This is a genomic window from Spirosoma endophyticum (genome assembly GCF_900112365.1).
GTDB lineage: Bacteria > Bacteroidota > Bacteroidia > Cytophagales > Spirosomataceae > Spirosoma > Spirosoma endophyticum.
The window spans coordinates 1-22,843 of sequence record NZ_FOLQ01000017.1 but is presented as its reverse complement, the minus strand read 5'-3'; the positions used below and the strand labels follow the sequence as shown (position 1 = coordinate 22,843).

Genomic DNA, 22,843 nt, shown 5'->3' with positions numbered 1-22,843 from the left:
CATTTGTCATCAAATTAATATCATAGAGTTATTTATAAAAATAAAAATAAGGAAACAAAAATAAATTTTAACGGCAAAATCAAGCGATAAAAAGTAACTAATAAGTGTCTATACCACATGGTAATATCACCCAATACTGTTTGGTCTCAGCAAACTACTCTTTTAAATTTATAGTAGATACTAGCAGACACTGAATGATATCTATCAGCATGATAAGCTATTATTTACTGTTCTTTTTCGGCTAGAAAACCAGCAGAGAACGAACAAGTCAACCTAATAAAAAAAGTAGCGTGGTAAAAAAAGTACAAGAAACACCAATCCGTTTTTTAGCTATCCTAACTGCTATAATCCTATGGATGACTTTACTTCAAAGCTGTACATCAGCCAAAAAACTGGTTTACTTCCAAAGTTCGACGAGTCGCGAAGATACGGTTACCATGCCGGAGCAATTTACGCCGACGATCAAAAAAGGAGATATTCTTTCGGTGCAGGTGAGCAGCCTCAATTCCGAAGCGTCAGCCTACTTTAACCCAACAGCGGTCGCCGATGGCAATGGAACGGTTTCCTCCACGAATCCACTGGCGCGAACATCCGGCTACTTAGTCGATACAGATGGGACCATTAAACTGCCACTCGTTGGTCAGTTGACCGTGGTAAATCTGACAAACGCTAAAGCCGGTGATCTCATACGTAGTAAGCTGACAACTTATCTTAAAGAACCAACGGTTAATGTTCGTAATCTGAATTTTAGAATTTCGGTGCTGGGTGAGGTGACCCGCCCCTCGCTGTTTACGATTCCCAATGAGCAGATAACCCTGCCTGAAGCGCTGGGACTTGCCGGGGATCTGACGATTTATGGTCGACGTAACAACATACTCATTGTTCGGGAAGAAGGCAACCAGCGCGTTTTTGCCCGAGTGGATTTAACTCGTCGTGATGCGTTCCGGTCTCCTTACTATTCGCTTCATCCTAATGATGTCATCTATGTGGAGCCCGACAAAATTCGGGGCACCAGTGTAGACAAGACATATTTGCTCGCTCCTATTGCAATCGGGATTTTATCGCTGATTGCCATCATCGCAACTCGACAGTAACTCGGAAAATAGAGAATACCCAACGTTATAAATTAACTATATGGCTTCTAAAACCACACCTTCTTATACACCCTATCAGATGGTCGATTCAAAAAGTATGTCACTGCGAACGTACCTGTTACCGTATCTTCGCCAATGGCCGTGGTTTATACTATCGCTGTGTCTTGCCTTGGGCGGAGCTTATGTTTATCTGTTGTATAAGCAACCCACTTACCGGATTCAGGCTAGTTTACTGCTTCAGGATGACAAAAGAGGCAATGGCCAAACAACTCCCTTAAAAGAGCTGGAAAGCTATTCTCCCAAGAAGGTAGTCGAAAATGAGCTGGAGGTACTTCGTTCATCGACTTTGATGGATGGTGTGGTCAGGAAACTTCATTTAGACGCACGGTATTTCCGGAAAACCTCATTCGGGAAACGCGAAATCTACACGGAATCGCCCGTTTGGGTACTTGTCGAATCAGGCAAGCCTGAACTTTATAAAAAGCCGCTGGAGCTCGATTTTCCCGGTGGTGAAACCGTACGGATTAACAACCAGCCTTATCCACTCAATCAGTCCATACAGACGCCCTATGGCAAGTTGCGTATTCTCACACGGCAGCAGGTAAGTCGCTTTAAGGAGCCATTATTGGTACAGGTAATGCCACAGGCTTCTGCGGTGGATATGTACCTGAGCAGCCTGAAAGCTGAACCAACCAGCAAAACCTCAACGGTTATTCACTTAACCATCGAAGATGCGGTTCCTCAAAAAGGAGAAGCCATTCTGAATGGTCTCATCAATGAATACAACCAGGCCGCGATCACGGATAAAAACCGGGTAGCGACCAATACGCTCCGTTTCGTTGAAAATCGGCTACGTATGGTGGCCGGTGAATTGGCCGGTGTGGAAAAGAACGTGGAAAAATACAAATCGACGCTGGGCATTACGGACCTCAGCGCACAGGCTCAGTCGTTTCTGCAAACTACGCAGCAGAATGATTCGGAACTCAATCAGGTAAGTATTCAGCTGGCTGTTCTTAACGATCTGCAGCAATTTATTGATACACAGTCCGATAAACGGGGGAGTACTCCTGCCACTGTAGGCTTGAATGATCCCGTGCTGCTGGGCCAGATCGAGAAACTATCGCAACTGGAACTCCAGCACGATCAGTTGATGCAGACCACGTCGTCAGAGAATCCACTCCTGCAAACCGTCGATAGTCAGATCAGGGCTACGAAAAACAACATCAGTCAGAATATCCGTACCATGAAGGCTATGCTGACGAGTTCACAACAACAATATCAGGCTAAGGGCCAGAAACTCGAAGATGTTATTCGTACCATTCCAAAGCAGGAGCGGGAATTAACGGATATCAAGCGCCAGCAGGCTATCAAAAATGAGCTATACACGTATCTGCTTCAGAAACGGGAAGAAATGGCGGTTACGTTTGCCGCAGCCATTGCCGATAGCCGCACTATCGAAGTGGCCAAGAGTAGTGCAGGTCCGGTCAAACCAGTGGCAGTAGTTATTTATGCACTGTTTGGTTTAGTGGGTTTATTGGTACCGACGGCCGCAATCGCCGGGCGAAGTGCGCTAAACACGCGGGTTCTGCTACGGAACGATGTCGAAGACAACACGCAGGTTCCAATCCTGGGCGAAATAATGAACAAACGGCAGCGGGATGTGCTCGTGGTGGCTCCCCATAATCAGTCGGTACTGGCCGAACAGATTCGAAGCATCCGGACAAATCTTCACCTCGGGAAAGGAGAAGACACCGAAAGTCAGGTGCTGCTGTTTACGTCCAGTATCAGCGGGGAAGGGAAATCATTCATTTCGCTGAATCTGGGAGCAAGTCTGGCCCTGTTGCGGCAACCAACGGTTATCCTGGAAATGGACATGCGCATGCCCAAACTGCATCCCTTGTTCAACATCAATAACACCGTTGGTCTCAGTACGTACCTGAACGGCGAAGCAACCCTGGATGATGTTCTTCAGCCCATACCGGGTCACCCCAATTACTTTATTATTCCGAGTGGTCCTCTCCCACCAGACCCTTCGGAGTTGTTGAGTAGCCCCATGTTTAAGCAAATGCTCAGCATGTTACGCGAGCGGTTTTCGTATGTTATTCTCGATGCCCCTCCGATTGGTATTGTCACAGATGCCCAGGTCGTGGCACCCTACGCTGATACAACACTGTTTGTTGTTCGTCATGGTGTAACGCCTAAGCACAGCCTCAAAACACTGGATGTGCTTTACCGTGAGCAGCGCTTTAAGAATATGCGTATTATTCTTAATGCAGTGAACGACAGTGAGTCGTACCACTCCAACCACCGATATAAAAATAGCTACTCGTACCGATAACGTAGCTCAGGACTTCTGTTTTTACCTCACCCTGTCTGGGGTAAGTCACCCTTATTGTGTGTAAACATTGACTCTTATGGAGGCATCTACCAGCGAAAAAACGGTTCAACTGTACCTGAACCAGGACGTTCAGGTAAGACCCTATACAATTAGATTACTGATTGCTGGCCTGAAAAAGCGGGCATTTGATCTCACAATTGCCAGTTTAGTGACAGCCTTTATTCTCATTTGGCTTATACCCCTACTTACCCTATTGATCAAATTAAGTTCTCCAGGTCCTGCGCTATACATACAGATGCGGACCGGACGTAAAGGACGGATCTTCCCGTGCCTGAAATTCCGGACCATGACCTATGAAACGAATGTACCATTTCGGCAGGCTACCCCAAATGATCGGCGTGTAACCCGGATCGGGAAGTTCCTGCGCAAAACGAATCTGGATGAGATGCCGCAGTTTCTGAACGTACTGGCGGGCCATATGAGCGTGGTAGGACCTCGGCCGCATCCCTTACCACTGGATGCGGAACACTGGAACACGATGCCAGGCTACAAAGAGCGCTACATTGTTCGGCCTGGCATTACGGGCCTGGCTCAGGCACGGGGTGCGCGGGGCGAAACCGCCGAGATTCATAAAATGAAGAGTCGGGTTCGCTATGACCATTTGTATATCCGCCGTCAATCGACACGCCTGGATGCAACGATATGCTGGTGGACGATTACGGCAGCCGTTCGAGGTAACAAAAATGCCTATTAAGCCGGGAAACTTCCTGCGCTACGTGATTTCGCTCAAACAATATCCACAAACACTATAAAATCGACAGTGTCAATGACCAAAGTACTACAAGTTAACCTCTTCGATGCCGGACTGGATTCGGCTGTGCAGGGGATTCTCTTGCGATGCGACCCTATATGGCCTCGCGAAAATAAATGCATCAGCGCAACCGGTGCGCATGGATTAGTTACCGCCTTCAAGGAACCGGAGTTTAAATCGGTGCTGGATTCATTTTACTGGAACCTTCCCGATGGGATGCCCGGCGTATGGATTGGAAAACTAAAAGGCGCCAAACGTATGACGCGCTGTTACGGTCCCGATTTTTTCAGGGAAGTACTGAGGGAATCGGCCCAGTCGTCCATTAAACACTTTTTCTGCGGAGGGCAGGACGGCGTTGCTGATGAACTCAAAGCCGCCGTTGGTCGGAAGTTCGGTAATTACCAGGTTGTCGGTACGTTCTGTCCCCCCTTTCGGGAGATGGCCGATGACGAATTCCAGTCCCTGGCAGACCGGATCATGGACGCCGGCACGAACATCGTCTGGATTGGCCTGAGCACACCCAAGCAGGAGCGGTTTGCCCGACGTCTGGCGCAATACGTGGATGTCAACTTCATTGTAACCGTTGGCGCGGCTTTCGATTTTCATACCGATCGCGTCAGGCAGGCACCCAGCTGGATGCAAAAACTCTCTTTAGAATGGCTCTTTCGGCTGATGGCCGAGCCAAAACGACTCTACAGACGCTATCTGGAAGTCGTTCCCCTGTTCATTTTTCTCAACCTGAAAGAAATCTTCTCATCCCTCAAATAATCAAGTATTTATGAAAAAAGCGCTCGTCTGTGGTGGTGGTGGCTTCATTGGTGGCCATCTTATTAACCGACTCAAATCGGAAGGATACTGGGTTCGCGGTGTTGACATCAAAGAGAATGAATACGATAACAATAATGCCGACGAGTTTATCATTGGCGATCTGAGAGACCCCGTCATTGCCGACGAAGTTGTGACGGCCGACCTTGACGAAATCTACCAGTTAGCCGCCGACATGGGCGGGGCAGGTTTCGTCTTTACGGGTACAAACGATGCGGCTATCATGCACAACTCAATTCTCTGCAATCTGAACGTACTGGAAGCGGCCAAGAATAAAGGTGTCCGGAAAATATTCTATTCGTCGTCGGCCTGCATGTATCCGGAGTATAACCAGATGGACCCCAATAATCCGAAATGTTCGGAGGAGTCGGCCTATCCGGCGGCCCCCGATAGTGAATATGGATGGGAAAAGCTGTTTTCGGAGCGCCTGTTTCTGGCCTACCAGAAGAACCACGGCATGGAGGTACGTATTGCCCGGTTCCACAACATCTTCGGTCCACAGGGGACCTGGGATGGCGGTCGCGAAAAAGCACCCGCTGCGGTCTGTCGGAAAGTAGCAATGGCTGAGGATGGCGGCTCGATCGAGATCTGGGGCGATGGGCAGCAGACCCGCTCGTTCCTGATTGTGGATGAGTGCGTAGAAGGTATCCGGCGGTTGATGAACTCTGATTTTTCGGGCCCTGTCAACTTGGGTTCGGAAGAGATGATTTCGCTGAATGATTTCGCGAAAATGGTTATCGACATCTCGGGTAAACACCTGACTATCAATAATATTCCGGGACCATTGGGTGTGCGGGGCCGCAACTCCGACAACCATCTGATTCAGCAGAAATTAGGCTGGGCACCATCCACACCCCTTCGCAGAGGTGTTGAGAAAACTTATGACTGGATTTCGGAACAGATTCAAAAGAAAGTGCCCGCACTTGTCGAAGCCTGATGGAACGGATTACCGCATCACTTGCTGACCTTGAGTGTGAGCGTACGGCTCACGCTCAGGGCACCAAGCAGGTATTTCTCCGATATGGTGATACGTCTACCGACTTAACCCAGGTGGCTTACGGCTCATTTTCCCGGACGGACTACTGCGAATTGCATATGCACCCGACAATGGAAGAGTGTTTCTTTTTCTTAAAGGGAATTGGCGTGTATACGATTGGCAATCAGAAAATTGCGTTGCAGCAGGGGGTTTTTGTCAGGATTCCGGCGGGTATTCTGCATCGGCTTGAAGCGACCGGCGATGTTCCTTTGGAGTATGTTTATTTTGGGGTGGCTACCGAGTAGGTAAGATTGAACGGGTATAACGAAAAAACATGGTAAGTGACCAGGTAACCAGTGCTGTAGAGACAGAACAAGAAACAGCCAAAACGCTGTCGAGAGCTACGTTAAAGCGCTTTGCGATTAACGTAGTGTCTCTCTTTAGCGTCAACGTGGCGAATATGTTGCTGCCTCTGCTCACGGTGCCTTACGTGGTGCGCATTATTGGACCAGAGCGCCTGGGACTACTTAACTTTTCGCAGGCTTACGTCGCTTACTTCACGCTCCTGATTAACTACGGATTCGAAATGTCGGCGGTTCGAACCATAGCCGCAAACCGGACCGACAAGGCGCTGGTTAACCGGACGTTCAGCGAAGTGATTGCGGGTAAGACCCTGCTCTGGATACTGTCAACCCTTGTTTTTGCGGGCATCACCTGGTTTACGCCTGACTTTCGGTCCCATATTGTGCTGCACACCTGCACCTACATCACCTGCATCGGCGTGGTGTTGTTCCCGATCTGGATCTATCAGGCGATGGAAGATCTGGGACGGGTTGCGATGTTCAATCTTGGGGTAAAAATTCTGTTTACGCTGTCCGTTTTTCTGCTGATCCGGCAGCCCGACGATTACATCTACCAGAATCTATCGATCAGTGTGGCGCAGGTAGTGGTCAGCGTCGTTGCCTTGTACGTAGCGCTACGTCGATTTGATCTGACATTTACATGGCCATCGATCGCCCAGTTGATCACCCGCTTTCGGGAGGACAGTACGCTGTTTTTCTCGTCGGTCATGATTACGCTCTACGCAGGTTCGACCGTTTTTCTGCTGGGCTTGTTGGGCAATGCCTATGACGTAGGGATTTTTTCGGCCGGTTCGCGGCTGGAAGGCATCGCCCGCTCGTTTGTTTCGCTGGGCCTGAATCAAGCTTTTTTCCCCATTGTGGCCAGTGCCTTTGGTAGTGGCCGGGAAGACGGACTGCGCGTGGTTCGAACGACTTTTTTTCCGCTGGTTGCTTTTATGACCGTCGTGTCACTGGTCTTGTGGGTCATCGCTCCTGTGTTTATCACCCTCTTTTACGGTGATAAATTTCATGATGCGATCCTGGTTTTACGCATTGTGTCCCTATTGCCCATCTTGATCGGTGTCAGCAATCTGCTGGGTTTGCACACCATGCTGAATCTGCGGATGGACAAGGCTTTTTTTCGTATTACAGCCATCGGCTCCGTCGTGGGTCTGGCGCTGAACTCCCTGCTGATTCAGAAAATGGGATTTATTGGAGCCGCTTATGCGTGGGTAGCCGCCGAAGCCTATATCGCGCTGTCGATGTACGTCTACCTACGTAGTAAAGGGGTTCAGGTTGTTCAACTGGCGTACATGCGGGAAGCTATTAGCTTCAGCAAAAACCGGTTAGCAATCTTATTTAAACAAAGATAGTAATATGGAAACCGTAGCTGCCGTAGTTGTGACCTACAACCGGCTCGAAGATTTAAAGAAATGCCTCGTTAGCCTTCGTGAACAAACACGACCGCTCGAAGCCATCATTGTCATTAATAATGGCAGCACCGATGGCACCGGCGAATGGCTGGCAGAGCAAACCGGTCTTCGGGTTGTGACCCAGCCAAACTTAGGCGGGGCCGGTGGCTTTGCAACCGGCATCGACACGGCCTATCAGGCTGGGTTCGACTGGCTATGGTGTATGGACGACGATTGTCTGGCCGCTCCCGATGCGCTCGAAGCACTGATGACGTCGCCTAATATTGGCCCATGCATTAAAAACTGCGTGTCGGTCAGTAATAAGGATCATAGCGAATTGGCATTTTACGTCGATCGTCCCAACCGGAGCTACCGGAAAGTGGCAGATATGACGCCCTATGATCTGGTTTACGGTGTCGCTTTCTTTTTCAACGGTACGCTGGTGAGTGCGGAGGTGGTCAAAAACGTTGGCTTACCCGATAAGAAATTGTTTATCTGGGGCGACGAAGTGGAGTACATGACCCGCGTTCAGAAAATGGGTTATCCGGTGGTTACCGTACCGAGTTCCATCTTCTACCACCCCCCGTCCTTCGACCGGAACGGTATTCCCTGGCCCGGTGCCTGGAAGCAATATTACGCCGTGCGAAACCAGCGACGCGTGTTTCAGAACATCCACGGCGACAGCTACGGATTCATGGTATTCATGAAGTGGTCGGCACGGGCTACGCTGGGGCAGATTGGCGGTACACATGCCAACCGACTCTACAACTTTTTACTTTATGGAGAAGCGGCTCTGGACAGCGTGTTCAATAATTTCCGCAAGCAACCGGGGGGTATCCTGACGGTAAAGCTGTATCGACTTTTGAATAAATAAATCGGTACGCCGATTTAGACGAATCAACTATGCGCGTTTTGATTGTTTCATCGACCACGCAAACCTCAAAAACAGGGGTAACGGCGCACTATAACCGACTGCTCGACCAACTTGAGGGCCGGGTCGAATCGGTGCAGCTCATTACGCCGGCCGATACCCCCTTTCTGCCCAAAAAAATCATTGGCCTGCTACGTAAACTAGCGGCTCTATTTGGTCAGAACGGCCGGGTACTCTGGTTTGAGCTGGAAAACTTCATGAGCGTCTGGGTATCCGTGCGGGCTAAGGGCGCCGATGCCTTCGATCTCGTTCATGCACAGGATGCTACGGCCGGGGCCGGAGCTTCACTGGGTTTGGCCAAACGGGTTCCCGTCGTAATGACCTGCCATTTCAACGATGATCCACTCACCGAGTATAAACTGGGTTTTCAGCTAAGTGACTGGACACATAAGCGCCTGGCTACTTGGTATCGCTACGTGTTCAACCACAACGATTCGTTCATTACGGTATCAGATTATATCAAACGTACCTCGGCTTTCCTGCGGCCACAAGGGGCTGTCTGCGAAGTCATTCACAATGGGGTTGTCTTCCCGACCGAACAGCCCCGGCACGAAAGCGACGACTTTATTATCATTAGTGTAGGAACGCTGGAGGAACGGAAAAATCAACGGCTGCTCATTGAGGTCGCCGATGAACTTCGATCAAGGGGCTTAACCAGGTTCAGGGTCTGGCTACTGGGTGAAGGCCCCAAGCGCCGGGAGTGGGAACAGCTCGTACACGAAAAGAACCTTCAGGACTACGTTCATTTTCTGGGTTTCCAGACGAACGTACCGGATTACCTGAGAAAGGCTTCTTTATACGTACACACAGCCCTGAATGAATCATGGGGCTATAGCATTACGGAAGCCATCGCATCCGGAACGCCGGTGCTTGCTCTGGCCACGGGCGGCATTCCCGAACAATTCAACCGAACAGGACCCGGTCTGCTTCCGGTATCAATCACCGCAGCCGAGATGGCGGATGTAATTCTCAACTACCAGGACGCCCGAACCAGGGCAGTTTTGGCCGAAGAGCAGTTGGCCTTCGCGCGTAACCGGTTTAATCTGGATGTCATGATCGACAAACATTTAGCCTTCTACACGGAGACCATAATGGGGCGCCAACCACTACGTAATACACTCAACCCAGTCGTCGAATTATGAACCTACTATGGCTCGCTGCCGTCCCGCATCCGTTGAAGTCAGGTGGTGGTCATCCCGTACCCTGGGTTACGTCTTTAGCCCATAAACTGGTAGAAAAGGGGGATGCAAACATTACAATACTTAGCTACAACCCTTATGTTGCGCAGGACGAAGAGGTTGTCCATAAAGGCATTAAGTATGTATTTATCAAAGTGCCCGAAGACAAGCGGGATGTTCTCCGGGCTTTTTCCGGACGTATCAAACGGGTTCAGAACTACCTGAAAGACGTAGGAAACGAGTACGATTTAATGCACATCCACGGGGCGGAACAGCAGTACCATGTGATTGGCGCTAATGTGAAAATCCCCAAAGTGCTGTCGGCGCAGGGGTTCACTCGGGAGTACTACAAACACCTGCCGAAGCGGCCCGAATACCGGCACCTGGCCTGGTTGGTGGCGGGCTATTATGAGAAACGGTTCATGCCCACCGTGAAGCATTTTATCTGCCGGACTCACTGGGATAAGTCGGTGGTACGTACCATGCAACCCAAGGCTGTGATTCATCATAATTGGGAATTGCTCCGGCCGGAGTTTTATACCGCCATTCAGCCGGCAACGGATAGAGAGCCAAATGCGGTCCTGTTTGTGGGGGGCGACAACTACATCAAGGGAATTAGCGAAGCCCTTCAGACGGTCGACATGCTGCGAAAGAAAATCCCTATCCGACTGATTGTCACCGGGTCGGGCAGCAAACAATCGCTGCTCAAACTGGTCGATAAACTGTCGCTGCACAACATCAAACCCGACGACATTGAGCATCGGGGTATGCTGTCGGCCGCGCAACTGTGGGATACGTATCACGAAGCCTTTTGTCTGCTTCACCCTTCCTACATCGATAACAGCCCGAACAGCGTTTGCGAGGCACAACTGGCGGGATTGCCCGTTGTGGCGTCGGACGTAGGGGGCGTTTCATCGCTGGTCAAGTCCTACGAAACGGGCCTGTTGACCTCGTTAAATGTGGCTGACATTGCCGAGGCAGTGGAACAGCTATGGCAGAACACGTCACTACGAAATACACTGGCCAGACAGGCTCGGGAAATTTCGCTCGAACGGTTTGACCAGCAGCAGATTGTCGACATAACGGAATCAATTTATCAGGAAGTTTTAGCCAACCCCTGAGCGCCACTACGTCGCTTAAGGAACGTAACACGAAACGAACAATATGATCTGGATCTATCGAATCGCCCTGTATGCCCTCCTGTTTGGGGTCAGCGCCATCGCCTATGGGGGCAATGCGGGTAGTCCGTTCATTGAAAAAGCCGTGAACGGATTGACGCTGGTTGGGATACTGGCCTTGGTCGGGTTCTATTTCAAGTATCCGGTCCTGTATAAAATTGCGGCCTGGATGCTGTTTCTGGGCGTCATCCTGTTGCTGTTGGAGTCAAAGTATGAATACAACCAGTACGTCTATTCCTACTTTGTTATCAAACGCTTTGCCTTCTGTGGGTTGGCGTTACTGGCGTATTACGTTGTCGAGCGGGCTGAACCGCTGAAATTCAGTTACGTCGTCTACATCATTTTCGGGCTTTACCTCATCAACCAGATTTTGTTAGGCCAGCTTTTCAGCTACGCCCTGACCGCCGAAACCCGGACAACCGCGGCACCTGATGCCCTGTATTTAGTGATTCCGTTTGTGTACTATCTGGTAAACTACCTGAAAGAACACGCCATTTCGGATCTGCTGAAATCGCTGTTCACGTTTGCCTTTATTGTCTTTTTGCTGCACCGCTCGGTTATGACGGCGGCCGTCGTAGCGGCTGCGGTTGTTATTGGTCTGACGGCCATTGGGAAGCTGGCATCGGCCAATTTACCCCTTGGCCGTACCCTCATCATGCTGGTGGTTCTGGTCATCATCGCTATGCCGCTGGCCGGGTCGTTGCCGGGAAAGAAAATGGAAGCTTTTGCGGAAAGTATCGGTGGCATTTTCGATCCGAAGGAAGATGAAACCGGGAGCTGGCGTATTGAGCAGTCAGAGTTTTATTTGAGTCAAATTCCGGCGCGGCCCCTGTTCGGCTGGCGGTATGCGGGCTACGATCGGGGTGAAATAATGGGGAATGATGAATTTCCCGATAAGGGCACGTTCATCCACTCCCAGTACGTCGATATGCTCTACAATTATGGAGCAGTCGGTCTGGGGATCAACTTGTTGCTCATCATTGGCACACTCATTACCATCTACCGGCGGAACCACAAGTTCACAACGGAGCATGCCGTACTATTCAGCTTCATTATTTGCGGAATCGTCTACGGTGTCTCTTACCAGCTACCACTTTATTACTGGACCGTCGTGGGCATTGGTATGTTTTACGGCCTGAAGCGGCCGGTCGTTGATTTGACGGAGGACGACGATTCCGACCTGGAAACGATAGCTTATTCAGAATCACAGCCAGTAGCGCTGGTTAAAAATCAGGAAATCGTATGATTAGTATTGTCATTCCCGTTCATAACCGCCTTGGATTTACGCGTCAATGCCTGGCCTGTTTATCAGTACAGACGTATCGTGATTTTCAGGTTATTGTGATTGATGACGGCTCGACGGACGGAACCAGCGAGATGATTCATCAGGAGTTTCCTGACGTAGTGGTGCTACGGGGCGACGGGAATTTGTGGTGGGCCGAAGCGACAAACTGGGGCATACGGTATGCGCAGCAGCACCAGGACAAACGCCAGGCGAATTTTGTATTGACGCTCAACGACGATACGTACGTAAAGCCTGATTACCTGAAAACGCTGCTGGAAACATATCAGACCCACAAACCGTGCCTGGTTGGTTCGGTGAGTGTGGATAGCGAACAGCCCAACAAACTCGAATATGCGGGTACCACCTTCGATCTATACGTAGCGAAGGGTAAACATCTGGCCGAGAATTATAACTGCGATTATCGGGAGTTGATTCGGCAGACGTCGTACATTGAATCGGACTCACTGCCGGGTCGGGGCACCCTGATTCCTATGCGCGTTTTCGATGAAATCGGCCTGTTCGATTCAAAAAACTACATTCACTACATGGCCGATATCGAGCTATCGGTTCGTGCCCGTAAAGCAGGGTATCGACTGATTGTCAGTGCTAAGAGTCCGGTCTCCGAATTTGTCAGTGCGACAAACTCGCTGGTTACGCACAGCGCCAGCTGGAAAGAGTTCTGGAATGGGTTTACGTCGTTTAAATCGCCGACTAACCTGAAGATCCGCTACCAGTTTGCGATCACCCATTCCCGGACAAAGATCATTTATTTCCTGTTCGACATATCCCGCATTTGTGCGGGCTTCATCCGGCGCAAACTACGACCCGTAAAACCCATCTAGCCATGAGAAACGTATTGTTATCGGCGTATGCCTGCCTGCCAAATGCGGGGTCGGAGGAGGGAAATGGCTGGAATTACGCCACGTTGCTCAGCGAAAATGGCTATCGGATTCATTGCCTGACCAAACACCAGTGGCAGGCCGCGATTGATCCTGTTCTGGCAAATGGCTTCTTCCCGAACCTGACGGTTCACTACGTTCCCATGCCCGATTGGGCCGACAAGTTTTGTGCTAAAGGGCTGATAGGCATGTACTTTCATTATTTATACTGGCAATGGAAGGCCTACAAACTTGGTCGAAAACTGGATAAAATGCACGACTTCGATCTGGTGCATCACGTAACGTATGGCAGCATTCAGCTGGGCAGTTTTCTGTACAAGCTGAAAAAGCCGTTCATCTTCGGGCCAGTCGGTGGCGGGCAGCGGGCACCTCAGGCGTTGAAGCGGTATTTCGGTCAGTACTGGTCGCGGGAATGGATGAGAGATTGGGTGAGTATCTTCCTTCAGTATGCTAATCCCGGCTTTTATCAGACCCTGAAAACCGCCAGTCGGGTGATTGTTACCAACGACGATACGTATCAGCTGGCCAAAAGTCAACGCCCTAACAAGCCAATCGAGCGGATGCTGGATGCGGGCCTAAGTGCTTCGTTTTTGCCATCTGAACCTATTGAACGGCAGGCCAGCACTACGATGAACTTGTTGTGGGTGGGTCGCTTGATGCCCCGCAAGGCGTTGGAACTGACCATTCAGGCATTCAGCAAAGTTAATCCAGCCTTACCCATTACCCTAACTATTGTGGGGGGAAAAGGCGAAATGGTTGACCAGGTGCCAGGCTACATCAGTCGTTACGGCGTTCAGGATCGCGTCAAGTGGGCTGGGCATGTGTCGTACGATGAAGTGAAAGAATTTTACCGACAGTCGGATGTCTTCGTTTTCACGAGCCTGCGCGATTCCTGCCCTATGCAGTTACTGGAAGCGATGGCGTACTCATTGCCCGTTGTAACGCTCGAATTACACGGTCAGGCGGAATTGGTCAGTCCCGAAACGGGCCTAAAGGTCACTGTATCGGATGAAGACCAGGTGACCGCCGAGTTAGCTAAAGCCATTGAGTGGATGTTTGCCCATCCTGATCAACGATTGGCTATGGGACGGGCCGCTTACACGTTCGCGCAATCGCAGGTGTGGGATGCCAAAATCAGAACCTTCATTGATGATCTGTACCCCGCCGTAATGGCGCTGGAAGCACCCGCCGAAAGAGCCGACGTGATTCCGGCGAATCCTCTGAACAGACACAGATCCTAGCGGGATATTATTAACAGGGATTTGAGTTAAGGTAGATTCACTATATACTATTTTAAAAATAACGATAGCACTATTAACCAATAAAGCGATGAAAAAAGTGCTGAAAACAATCAAGGAAAGTGCTAAGGAAGTTTACCTGGACGCTACGCAGCTTTACTACAACGTAGCGGGCAACGACGTAGAATGTAATATTTGTCATTATAAAGCCAATAAACTGAGTGATGATCCCTGGCATTTAAATTGTATCTGTCCGAAATGTTATTCTACCGTACGGCATAGATTGCTGTTAGCTTCACTTTCGTTATTAGAGGAATTCGATTTAAAAAAAATAATTAAGGACAAAAAGGTTTTACATTTTGCCCCTGAAAAATTCCTCGAAAAAATAATTCGAAAAAATGCCGGTTCCTACCAGACGGCAGACTTTTTTACGGATGGGTATTCCTACAAGAACATTGATTATAATATCGATATTTCTGACATGAAAGCCATTGCTGATGAGTCATTTGACTGTGTCATTGCCTGCGATGTACTGGAACACGTACCCAATCATCGGGCGGGTATTGATGAGGTCTTTCGGGTGCTTAAGCCCGGTGGCTATTGCATTTTTACGGTTCCGCAAAAAGATCATTTAAAACATACTATCGAAGATTTATCGATTACAAGTCCGAAGGAACGGGAGCGGGTATTTGGTCAGTACGATCATCTGCGAATATACGGTGATGATTTCGTCGATATGCTGACAAACAGTGGCTTTGACGTTACGTCTATCAACGAGAAAAATTTTGATAAAGAAACGGCAGAACGGTTTGTTCTATTTCCACCCGTTTTATCAAATAAACCTATGGCTACTAATTTCAGAAAAGTGTTTTTCGGCCGAAAAAAACCACCACTTTCTGGTCCATTGGCAACGGCTAATTCCATAGGCGTAATGCAGCAAACTAATTCCTGAAAATTCATTTATAGCGTTCATCTTTTGTGATGTTCCGGACCTGCCATTTGGTCTGATCCAGCTATCATTTATCGGATATTGATCATGATATTATTAAAGCAACTTTCTCGGTTAGGTATCGGAACGAGTCGGGCTGGTTCGCTGGGGAGCCGCTTATCAACAGACCAATTCGGTGATATTATCCGGCTTGCCGCTGATAATTGTATCAACCTGATTGATACGGCTGATACGTATGGGTCGGGTGATTCAGAACGGCTTATCAATAAATGCATTGCCAGCAATCGGTCGTCGTTTTTTGTGATGACCAAAGCGGGCATTCCCATGTTTCATACACCGGAATGGTTATCGCCACTCAATCAGATCGGTAAAAAGATAAAAATTAAAGCAGGTGTCAAGAAGAATTATACCGCCAATTACTTGCTTAACAGCATCCGGCAAAGCAACAAACGGCTTGGCGTAGAGTCTGCCAACGCGTTTATGCTGCATGAGCCCGTTTGGGATGAACTGGTCGGAACCAACGCCTGGGAAGGGCTGGAACTGATCAGGCAGGCAGGGTTGGCCGAATACACGGGCGTTTCAACGAACGACTATCGCGTGGTGGAAGAAGGCATCCGTAGTGGACAGGTTCAATTAGTGCAAACCGCCGTTTCCTGGCATGATGACAGCGCCAACGCCATTATCGACCTGTGTCGGGCGCATCAGATTCCGGTCGTGGCGAATCAGGTGCTGCGTCCCTACAAATCGCTGGTAGACCGTTTTGCCGCCACCGCATCAGAACGTAGTAAGATGGATGGTCTGGAAAGTATGTCGCTGATTCAGTTTCTGATTGCAGCCGTATTGACGGAGAAAAAAGTAGATGCCGTTTTGTTTGGCACCAGTGATCTGGCGCATTTAAAGCATAACATCGCTTCACTGGACTATACAAAAGCCCTGCCCCGCTATTTGCCCACGCTTAACCAACTGCTCGCATGATTCGCACGAAAAACGACATCCAGAATGGGCAGGTCCTCCAGGCCGACATTTGCCTGATTGGCGGTGGGCCAGCGGCTATTTCGATAGCGCTACAGTTGTCGAAACTGCCGATCAACGTGGTGGTGATAACGGGTGGCGGATGGTCGGAAACAAGTGCCAATCAGGATTTGCACCGGGGTGTCGTTTCGCCGACCGAGCCGCATGAGCCGCTGGAAGAAAACCGTCGTCGGCAATTTGGGGGAGCCTCCGCCGTTTGGGGTGGACGTTGTATTCCATTTGAGCCGATTGATTTCAAGCCGCGTGCCTGGGTGCCGGATAGTGGCTGGCCTTTAAGCTACGAAACGCTGATGCCTTACTATCGCCAGGCCGCTCAACTGTGTCAGATCGGCGATTTTTCGTTTAGTGCGCACGACACGTTTCCCACTGCGAAACGGGAGATAATCAATGGTTTAGATACGGAGGATATCGTATCGTATCCGCTGGAACGCTGGAGTCCACCGATCAATTTTGCGAAAGCCTACAAGACTGAATTAGAACGCAGTGAGAGCGTTCAGGTATTGCTGGATGCGCACGTTCGGGCGTTGCAGATGCAGGATTCCAGCGAACGCATTTCGCATGTAGACGTAACGATGGGTGGCGTCAGCTTCACCGTAAAGGCCGGTTCGTTTGTGCTGGCAGCGGGTGGAATCGAGAACCCACGCTTGCTGCTGGCATCGGCAAATCACTATTTCCCGACAGGCATCGGCAATCAGCACGACAACGTAGGTCGATACTACATGGCGCATCTGGATGGCACATACGCCGAACTCAACCCTAAGAATCGGGAGGAACTGCTCGTCGATTTTGAACGGGATGCGGGCGTGTATTGCCGTCGGCGGTGGTGGATTCCGGAAGCTACCCAGACGTCCCGAAAATTGCTGAACACGATCTTTTTTCTGTATCATCCCAACACCACGAATGGGCATCGGGACGTACTGTTTTCGTCGCGCTACGTTGTCAAATCATTGCTGTCGATTGTTAGTCAGAAATCGGTGGGCAAGGCATTGCGTAAGTGGCAGGAGTTATCACCTTCTGTCAGGGAACATGCGGGTATAATTGCCCGGGATGGACTGACCCAGATTCCAGACTTGATTCAACTGGGGCTGAAACGCATGGCCAAACGGCGGCTGCCGTTTGTTCTTCCGGCGAAAAATACTACGTATTGGGGCCTGTATTTTCAGGCGGAGCAACGCCCAAACCGAGCAAGTCGTGTGTCTTTGTCCTCGTCGGCCAGAGATGCGTTTGGTATGCCACGGGCGGAAGTAAGCATCTCATTTACAGAAGATGATATAGAATCGGTCGTGGACGCCCACAACCTGTTTGTTGATAATTTCAGAAAAAAGAATCTGGGTGATGTACGGTATTCGGAGCAGGGGTTACGTGAGTATCTGGACAGACAGATCAAATCGTTCAATTCAGCCGCACACCACATTGGCACAACCCGCATGTCTGATGATCCCCAAACGGGGGTTGTGGATGGCAATTCGAAAGTGTACGGATTGGATAACCTCTACGTAGCGGGTTCTTCGGTGTTCCCGACGGGTGGTCATGCCAACCCGACCCTGACCCTCGTGGCGCAGGCGCTACGGCTGGCTGATCATCTGCGTGAGCCATTCATTCCTAACAAGAAGTTCGCTGGAGCGCCGGAATACGGGAACAGTGTCATTCAAATTACAGACTAGATACCCATTTTCGCGTAAGCGATTGTTAAAATAAACTGCGTATGGCCCTGATAAACCGTTGGTTAAATGAAGCTCGTGATGGTCTGAAAAAACAGTCGACGATCCTGGCGAAACCATTTGGCCTTGACTTGCTGACCAAGGCCCAGACGGAAGATTACCTGCGGCCGTACCAGCTGGCTTCGAGCCCGGTGCATCACATTACGCTATCCAAAGTGGCCGACGTGACGGAACGTAGCAAGTTGATATTCAATCAAACGGAAGTGGCCACTGGTCATACACACGTCTGGCGACTTGATAATCTCCATTCCGACGCTACGCAGCTACGGTCGGGTGGTCTTAAGCTTGGCCATAAAGTGCTTGATACTGATTTCGGTACAAACGCTTTGTTTAAAGATCTGCTGAATCTAAAGCAACGGCCCGATTATGAAACCACAATGCTGATTGCTCCCTGGAGCCATTATTGGGGCCGCTATTACGATTACCTGTTTTTTGTTGCGGCCAAACTATGCCGCATCAAAGACACGTTGCCTGCCTCAGTCTTTGCCGAAGCAACGGTGGCGTACCCATTGCTGCATACAACCTTCGAGCGTGAGTTGCTGGCCATACTGGGTGTCAGACAGGAGAATTTGATTGATAGCCGGACTCATACGGTTCGCTTTTCGACAGCCATACTGGGCGACAACAACAGCTGGTTTTACCCCAACCCGGCGGATGTGTTATCGCTCAGGCGCTACGTATGTTCCGTTATGCCTGAGCCGACAGGACCAGGCAGGCGTATATACATCAGGCGTTCGGGACGACGCCGTGTGCTGAATGAGGATGCACTGGTTGCTTTATTGACGACCTATGGCTTCGATATTATCGAGGATCAGCCGAGAAGCATCGCTGAGCAAGTTGCGCTCTATGCCGGTGCATCGTTCATCATTGGGCCGCATGGGGCTTCGTTTGCTAATGTGCTTTGGTGCAGACCGGGCACACATCTGCTCGAACTATTCGCCGATAACTACGTACCAGAATATTTCCGGTACCTGGCGGAGTTGCTGGGGCTACGTTATTCAGGCTATTGTGCAGGTCTGGTTGGAGGGAGTCGGCATAGTCATGTCGATGACGATATCGTTGTCTCGATCGATCAGTTCGAACGGGGTTTAAACGACTTATTCAGGTATGAAATTGCCTGATCGAAAGCTCGTGTATGGGTTAGATTGCCTATAAAACAGTATTAACAACAAATTCTCGATGACTATGAAAAATTGTAAGCAACTAGTATTCGTACTGCTCGTGCTATTGAGCTTTACGATGGTATTCACGGCCTGTAAGCACGACAGCGACACGGATACCAGCAATCCGCAGCCACAGGCCAAAACCACGATCACGGGTATTGACCCGGCCAGCGCACCCGTCGGCAGTACCATTACGGTTAGCGGTACTAATTTCAGTACAGACCCCGCCAGCAATACAATCACCATTGGGGGCGTTCAGGCAACCATTGTGTCGGCTACATCGACAAGCCTGGTGGTGGTGGTACCTGCCGGAGCGGCAAGTGGCCCTGTTTCGGTATCGGCGGGTGGCCAAACCGCGCAGAGTCCGGCTACGTTCACGGTCTCTATTCCAGCCCTCAAACCCGTGAAAGAGATATCGGGGACGCTCTACGCCAATTTAACCTGGAAAAAAGATACGATTTACCTGCTGCGGGGCCTGGTCTACATCCCGGCCGATTATACACTGACGATCCAGCCCGGAACGATCATCAAAGGCGCGGGGGCCGATCGGGACCCGAATGGTAAAAACCAGTCCGGAACACTCATTGTGGAGCGACGGGGCAAATTAATTGCTCAGGGAACAGCTACCCAACCGATTGTCTTTACGTCGGCCAAAGCTGCCGGGCAGCGCGGGTATGGCGATTGGGGCGGAATTGTGCTGATTGGCAAAGCGGCCCTGAACCGGCCGGGCGAAACGCTCCTGGCGGGTGGGGTGCGCGGCACCGTCGAAACCTACAATGAATTCGATGATAATGCGGGTACTCTTCAATACGTCAGGATCGAATTTGCGGGGACATCGCAACCCACTATAGCCAATGACAGGCTGAATGGCCTGACTCTTTACGGTGTTGGCTACGGTACCACCATCGACCATGTTCAGGTTTCGTACAGCAGCGGGGATGCCTTTAGTTGGTTCGGCGGAACGGTGAACGCCAAAAATCTTGTTGCTTACCGTAGTTTCGATGATAACTGGAGTTCCGACTGGGGATACTCCGGTAAGGTACAGTTTGGCGTCGCACTACGTGACCCGGCGGTTGGATCGCCAGCGGGATCAAACGGATTTGAGTCGCAGAATTTCGATCCGGGCGAGAACACAGGGGCACCCTTAACCAGGCAAAATGGGTTGCCGCAAACGGCCCCGATCTTTGCCAACATAAGCGACTTCGCCTTTAGCAGCACACCGACTACAGGTCTTTATCAATCCGGACTATTTTTACGTCGGAATACAGCGACAAGTATCTACAATTCAGTAATTTACGGATACCCTGAAGGTGTTCGTCTGGATGGGACCGCTACGGGTACGCTGGCAAACATAACCAGCAATGCCCTTGACTTAAAAGGTATTGTGCTGGCTAACGTACTGACGCCGGTTGTGGGTGGTGGCGTCATCACCAACGCCCAGGCGACGACGTATTTTACCACAACCGCCCAGTCAAATCAGGTTATTCAGACATCGGATTTGGCGTCTCTGTTGTTGAACGGATCGACGTTTAATCTATCCGCCCCAAATTTCCTGCCGCAGTCGGGTTCACCGCTACTAACGGGTGCTGTCTCTGGTGGAAAACTGGCTGATTCGTTTTTCACTGCGGTGACGTACCGGGGTGCTTTTGGCACGGATAACTGGCTGTCGGGCTGGACCAGCTTTACACCTCAAACTACCGATTACGATCGGTAGACTGTCAGACCAGCGTTAGGCCATGAAGGGTTTACGGACCACATCCTAACGCTGGATCATACGCTTTGCGGCATAAAATGCCATCGTATTTACGTGATTTGGGCAGTTAATTTCTGAATAGGCTATCCTGTAAAATATGCTGTTTTACGGGCAAATAATTATAGGGAAATGTCTCTGCTGGCATTTAAGTGCGTGTAATTAGTTTGTGATTAACGGATTTGAGTAACTACCGATGCGTTGACTAAATCGACAAGCTACACCATACAATCGTATAATTCCCGCGGTGGCGACTGCCAGCTTATATTTATAGTCATGTCAAGCGGGTAAGAAACGCCTTACCGTAGCTAGTTTCCTTCTCAAAATCGTTCTGAAGTAATCTCCGGTGATACGAGAACGTAGCACCAGGACGATTATCTACTTGTGATCAACGTTTGGTGAATGAGGCATTTATACAACTAATCGACTACAGTTTTGACAACGGAATTGATCGACACAAAGACACTTCAGGGCCAGCTAAGGCTGAACCTGTTAAGCCTCTATAATCAGGCCCATGCCGGACACATTGGTTGTTCGCTTAGCTGTATCGACCTGATGCTGGCAACGCTCGTTCTACGCAAACGTGAACAGGATACATTTTTGCTCTCGAAAGGCCATGCGGCTGCCGCGCTCTACGTTTGCCTGAATCACTTAGGGGATATATCAGACGAGGCACTGGCGACCTATTATCAAAATGGCACAACCCTTCCGGCTCATCCTGCTCCGAATAAGCATAGAAGCATTCCGTTCGCTACGGGATCGTTGGGGCACGGCCTGCCTATCGGTACGGGCATTGCGCAGGCGGGCAAATTACTGGGTGACGACTCCCGTGTGTTTGTACTTATGTCTGATGGCGAAACCAACGAAGGAACAACCTGGGAAGCAGCCCATTTCGCGATTCAGAATGGCCTGGATAATTTGATTGTCCTGATTGATAAAAATGGTTTACAGGGTTTCAACACAACCGCTAACGTGCTGGGCGATACGGCCAGTCCTGATACCTGGTCTGCTATGGGTTTTGATATAGCCGAAGTCGATGGCCATAACGTAACAGAATTACTGGAACAGGTAGACCGGCTGACGGCCATACCGAATGGAAAGCCCAAGGTACTGATCGCTAAGACAGAAAAAGGCAAAGGGGTTTCGTATATGGAAAACCGGCTCGAATGGCACTATTTACCCATGACCGCCGATCAATATGAGCTGGCCTGCTCAGATGTCCAGAAGCGCTATTTTGCTACGTCGGTGGCCTAGACCCACTTACAAGGTCAACACGTTGACCGGTTTTCTCCCAGCCCTTATTTGGGACTTGTTTCACTCAATCTACACCTATTTTGCCAGCCGCTACTATAACTCAACTGAATGGTCCCATTGTGGTTTTCGGGGCCAGCGGCTTCATTGGCGCCAACCTGTTTGAGCAACTCTTCCGCCTTCGACAGGATGTCTTCGCCCTTACTCACGACGCCACCAAAGCCTGGCGTCTCAATCTCCTCGCCGTACCCCCCGAGAATATTGTCCATTGCGACATACTCTCCCCCACCTCCGTCCAGGATGTGTTCGCCAAAATCAAGCCAAAGACCATCTTCAACCTGGCCGCTTATGGAGCCTACAGCAAACAAAAAAACGTCAGCCTCACCTACGAGACCAACGTCCTGGGCACGGTCAACATCCTGGAAAACTGCACCCCCCACATGGTCTACATCCATGCCGGTAGCAGCTCCG

The 22,843-nt window shown here is 50.1% G+C and carries 20 protein-coding genes; all 20 read left to right on the top strand.

All coding sequences use genetic code 11. The features are described 5' to 3' along the window. Positions 1–356 precede the first annotated feature (356 nt). Positions 357–1,094, top strand: a complete 738-nt coding sequence (locus BM202_RS27595; protein WP_093832306.1) for a polysaccharide biosynthesis/export family protein — start codon at positions 357–359, stop codon at positions 1,092–1,094. A 40-nt stretch (positions 1,095–1,134) separates the two neighbouring features. After that, positions 1,135–3,432: a GumC family protein gene (locus tag BM202_RS27590; protein ID WP_093832304.1), complete on the top strand. Its 2,298-nt coding sequence runs from the start codon at positions 1,135–1,137 to the stop codon at positions 3,430–3,432. A gap of 76 nt (positions 3,433–3,508) precedes the next feature. Then, on the top strand, positions 3,509–4,186 hold the full coding sequence (locus BM202_RS27585; RefSeq protein ID WP_093832302.1) for a sugar transferase: 678 nt from the start codon (positions 3,509–3,511) through the stop codon (positions 4,184–4,186). A gap of 72 nt (positions 4,187–4,258) precedes the next feature. Further along, positions 4,259–5,011, top strand: coding sequence for a WecB/TagA/CpsF family glycosyltransferase (locus BM202_RS27580; protein ID WP_093832300.1), 753 nt, complete (start codon positions 4,259–4,261; stop codon positions 5,009–5,011). Between the two features lie 10 nt (positions 5,012–5,021). Then, on the top strand, positions 5,022–6,005 hold the full coding sequence (locus BM202_RS27575; RefSeq protein ID WP_093832298.1) for an NAD-dependent epimerase/dehydratase family protein: 984 nt from the start codon (positions 5,022–5,024) through the stop codon (positions 6,003–6,005). Beyond that, positions 6,005–6,349, top strand: a complete 345-nt coding sequence (locus tag BM202_RS27570; RefSeq protein WP_093832297.1) for a cupin domain-containing protein — start codon at positions 6,005–6,007, stop codon at positions 6,347–6,349. Before BM202_RS27575 ends, BM202_RS27570 begins: the two co-directional genes overlap by 1 nt. A 29-nt stretch (positions 6,350–6,378) precedes the next feature. Continuing rightward, positions 6,379–7,758 carry an oligosaccharide flippase family protein gene (locus BM202_RS27565; RefSeq protein ID WP_093832295.1) on the top strand — a complete coding sequence of 460 codons (1,380 nt, stop codon included), beginning with the start codon at positions 6,379–6,381 and terminating at the stop codon, positions 7,756–7,758. Positions 7,759–7,762: 4 nt separating this feature from the next. Next, the gene (locus tag BM202_RS27560; protein WP_093832293.1) at positions 7,763–8,671 is read left to right on the top strand and encodes a glycosyltransferase family 2 protein; all 909 of its coding nucleotides are present in this window, start codon (positions 7,763–7,765) and stop codon (positions 8,669–8,671) included. Between the two features lie 29 nt (positions 8,672–8,700). Beyond that, complete coding sequence (locus tag BM202_RS27555) at positions 8,701–9,870, top strand: glycosyltransferase family 4 protein (RefSeq protein ID WP_093832291.1); 1,170 nt, start codon at positions 8,701–8,703, stop codon at positions 9,868–9,870. Further along, a complete protein-coding gene (locus BM202_RS27550) occupies positions 9,867–11,027 on the top strand; it encodes a glycosyltransferase family 4 protein (protein WP_093832289.1) in 1,161 nt (386 codons plus the stop codon). Before BM202_RS27555 ends, BM202_RS27550 begins: the two co-directional genes overlap by 4 nt. Positions 11,028–11,070: 43 nt before the next feature. Further along, entirely contained in the window at positions 11,071–12,330 is a 1,260-nt protein-coding gene (locus tag BM202_RS27545) for an O-antigen ligase family protein (protein WP_093832287.1), read from the top strand. Beyond that, entirely contained in the window at positions 12,327–13,211 is an 885-nt protein-coding gene (locus BM202_RS27540; RefSeq protein WP_093832285.1) for a glycosyltransferase family 2 protein, read from the top strand. Before BM202_RS27545 ends, BM202_RS27540 begins: the two co-directional genes overlap by 4 nt. A 2-nt stretch (positions 13,212–13,213) precedes the next feature. Continuing rightward, positions 13,214–14,509: a glycosyltransferase family 4 protein gene (locus BM202_RS27535; protein ID WP_093832283.1), complete on the top strand. Its 1,296-nt coding sequence runs from the start codon at positions 13,214–13,216 to the stop codon at positions 14,507–14,509. Between the two features lie 88 nt (positions 14,510–14,597). Continuing rightward, a complete protein-coding gene (locus BM202_RS27530; protein ID WP_093832281.1) occupies positions 14,598–15,458 on the top strand; it encodes a class I SAM-dependent methyltransferase in 861 nt (286 codons plus the stop codon). A gap of 84 nt (positions 15,459–15,542) precedes the next feature. After that, positions 15,543–16,430: an aldo/keto reductase gene (locus BM202_RS27525; RefSeq protein WP_093832279.1), complete on the top strand. Its 888-nt coding sequence runs from the start codon at positions 15,543–15,545 to the stop codon at positions 16,428–16,430. Then, a complete protein-coding gene (locus BM202_RS27520; RefSeq protein WP_093832277.1) occupies positions 16,427–18,151 on the top strand; it encodes an FAD-dependent oxidoreductase in 1,725 nt (574 codons plus the stop codon). The genes BM202_RS27525 and BM202_RS27520 overlap by 4 nt, the downstream gene beginning before the upstream one ends. 41 nt (positions 18,152–18,192) lie before the next feature. Next, positions 18,193–19,329, top strand: a complete 1,137-nt coding sequence (locus BM202_RS27515; RefSeq protein ID WP_093832275.1) for a glycosyltransferase family 61 protein — start codon at positions 18,193–18,195, stop codon at positions 19,327–19,329. A gap of 64 nt (positions 19,330–19,393) precedes the next feature. After that, the gene (locus tag BM202_RS27510; RefSeq protein ID WP_093832273.1) at positions 19,394–21,085 is read left to right on the top strand and encodes an IPT/TIG domain-containing protein; all 1,692 of its coding nucleotides are present in this window, start codon (positions 19,394–19,396) and stop codon (positions 21,083–21,085) included. Positions 21,086–21,556: 471 nt separating this feature from the next. Then, positions 21,557–22,375 (top strand): transketolase, encoded by an 819-nt coding sequence (locus BM202_RS27505; protein ID WP_093832271.1) that lies wholly within the window; start codon positions 21,557–21,559, stop codon positions 22,373–22,375. 77 nt (positions 22,376–22,452) lie between these two features. Continuing rightward, positions 22,453–22,843 (top strand): NAD-dependent epimerase/dehydratase family protein (locus tag BM202_RS27500; protein WP_143100772.1); only part of this gene is annotated, 391 nt, incomplete at its 3' end.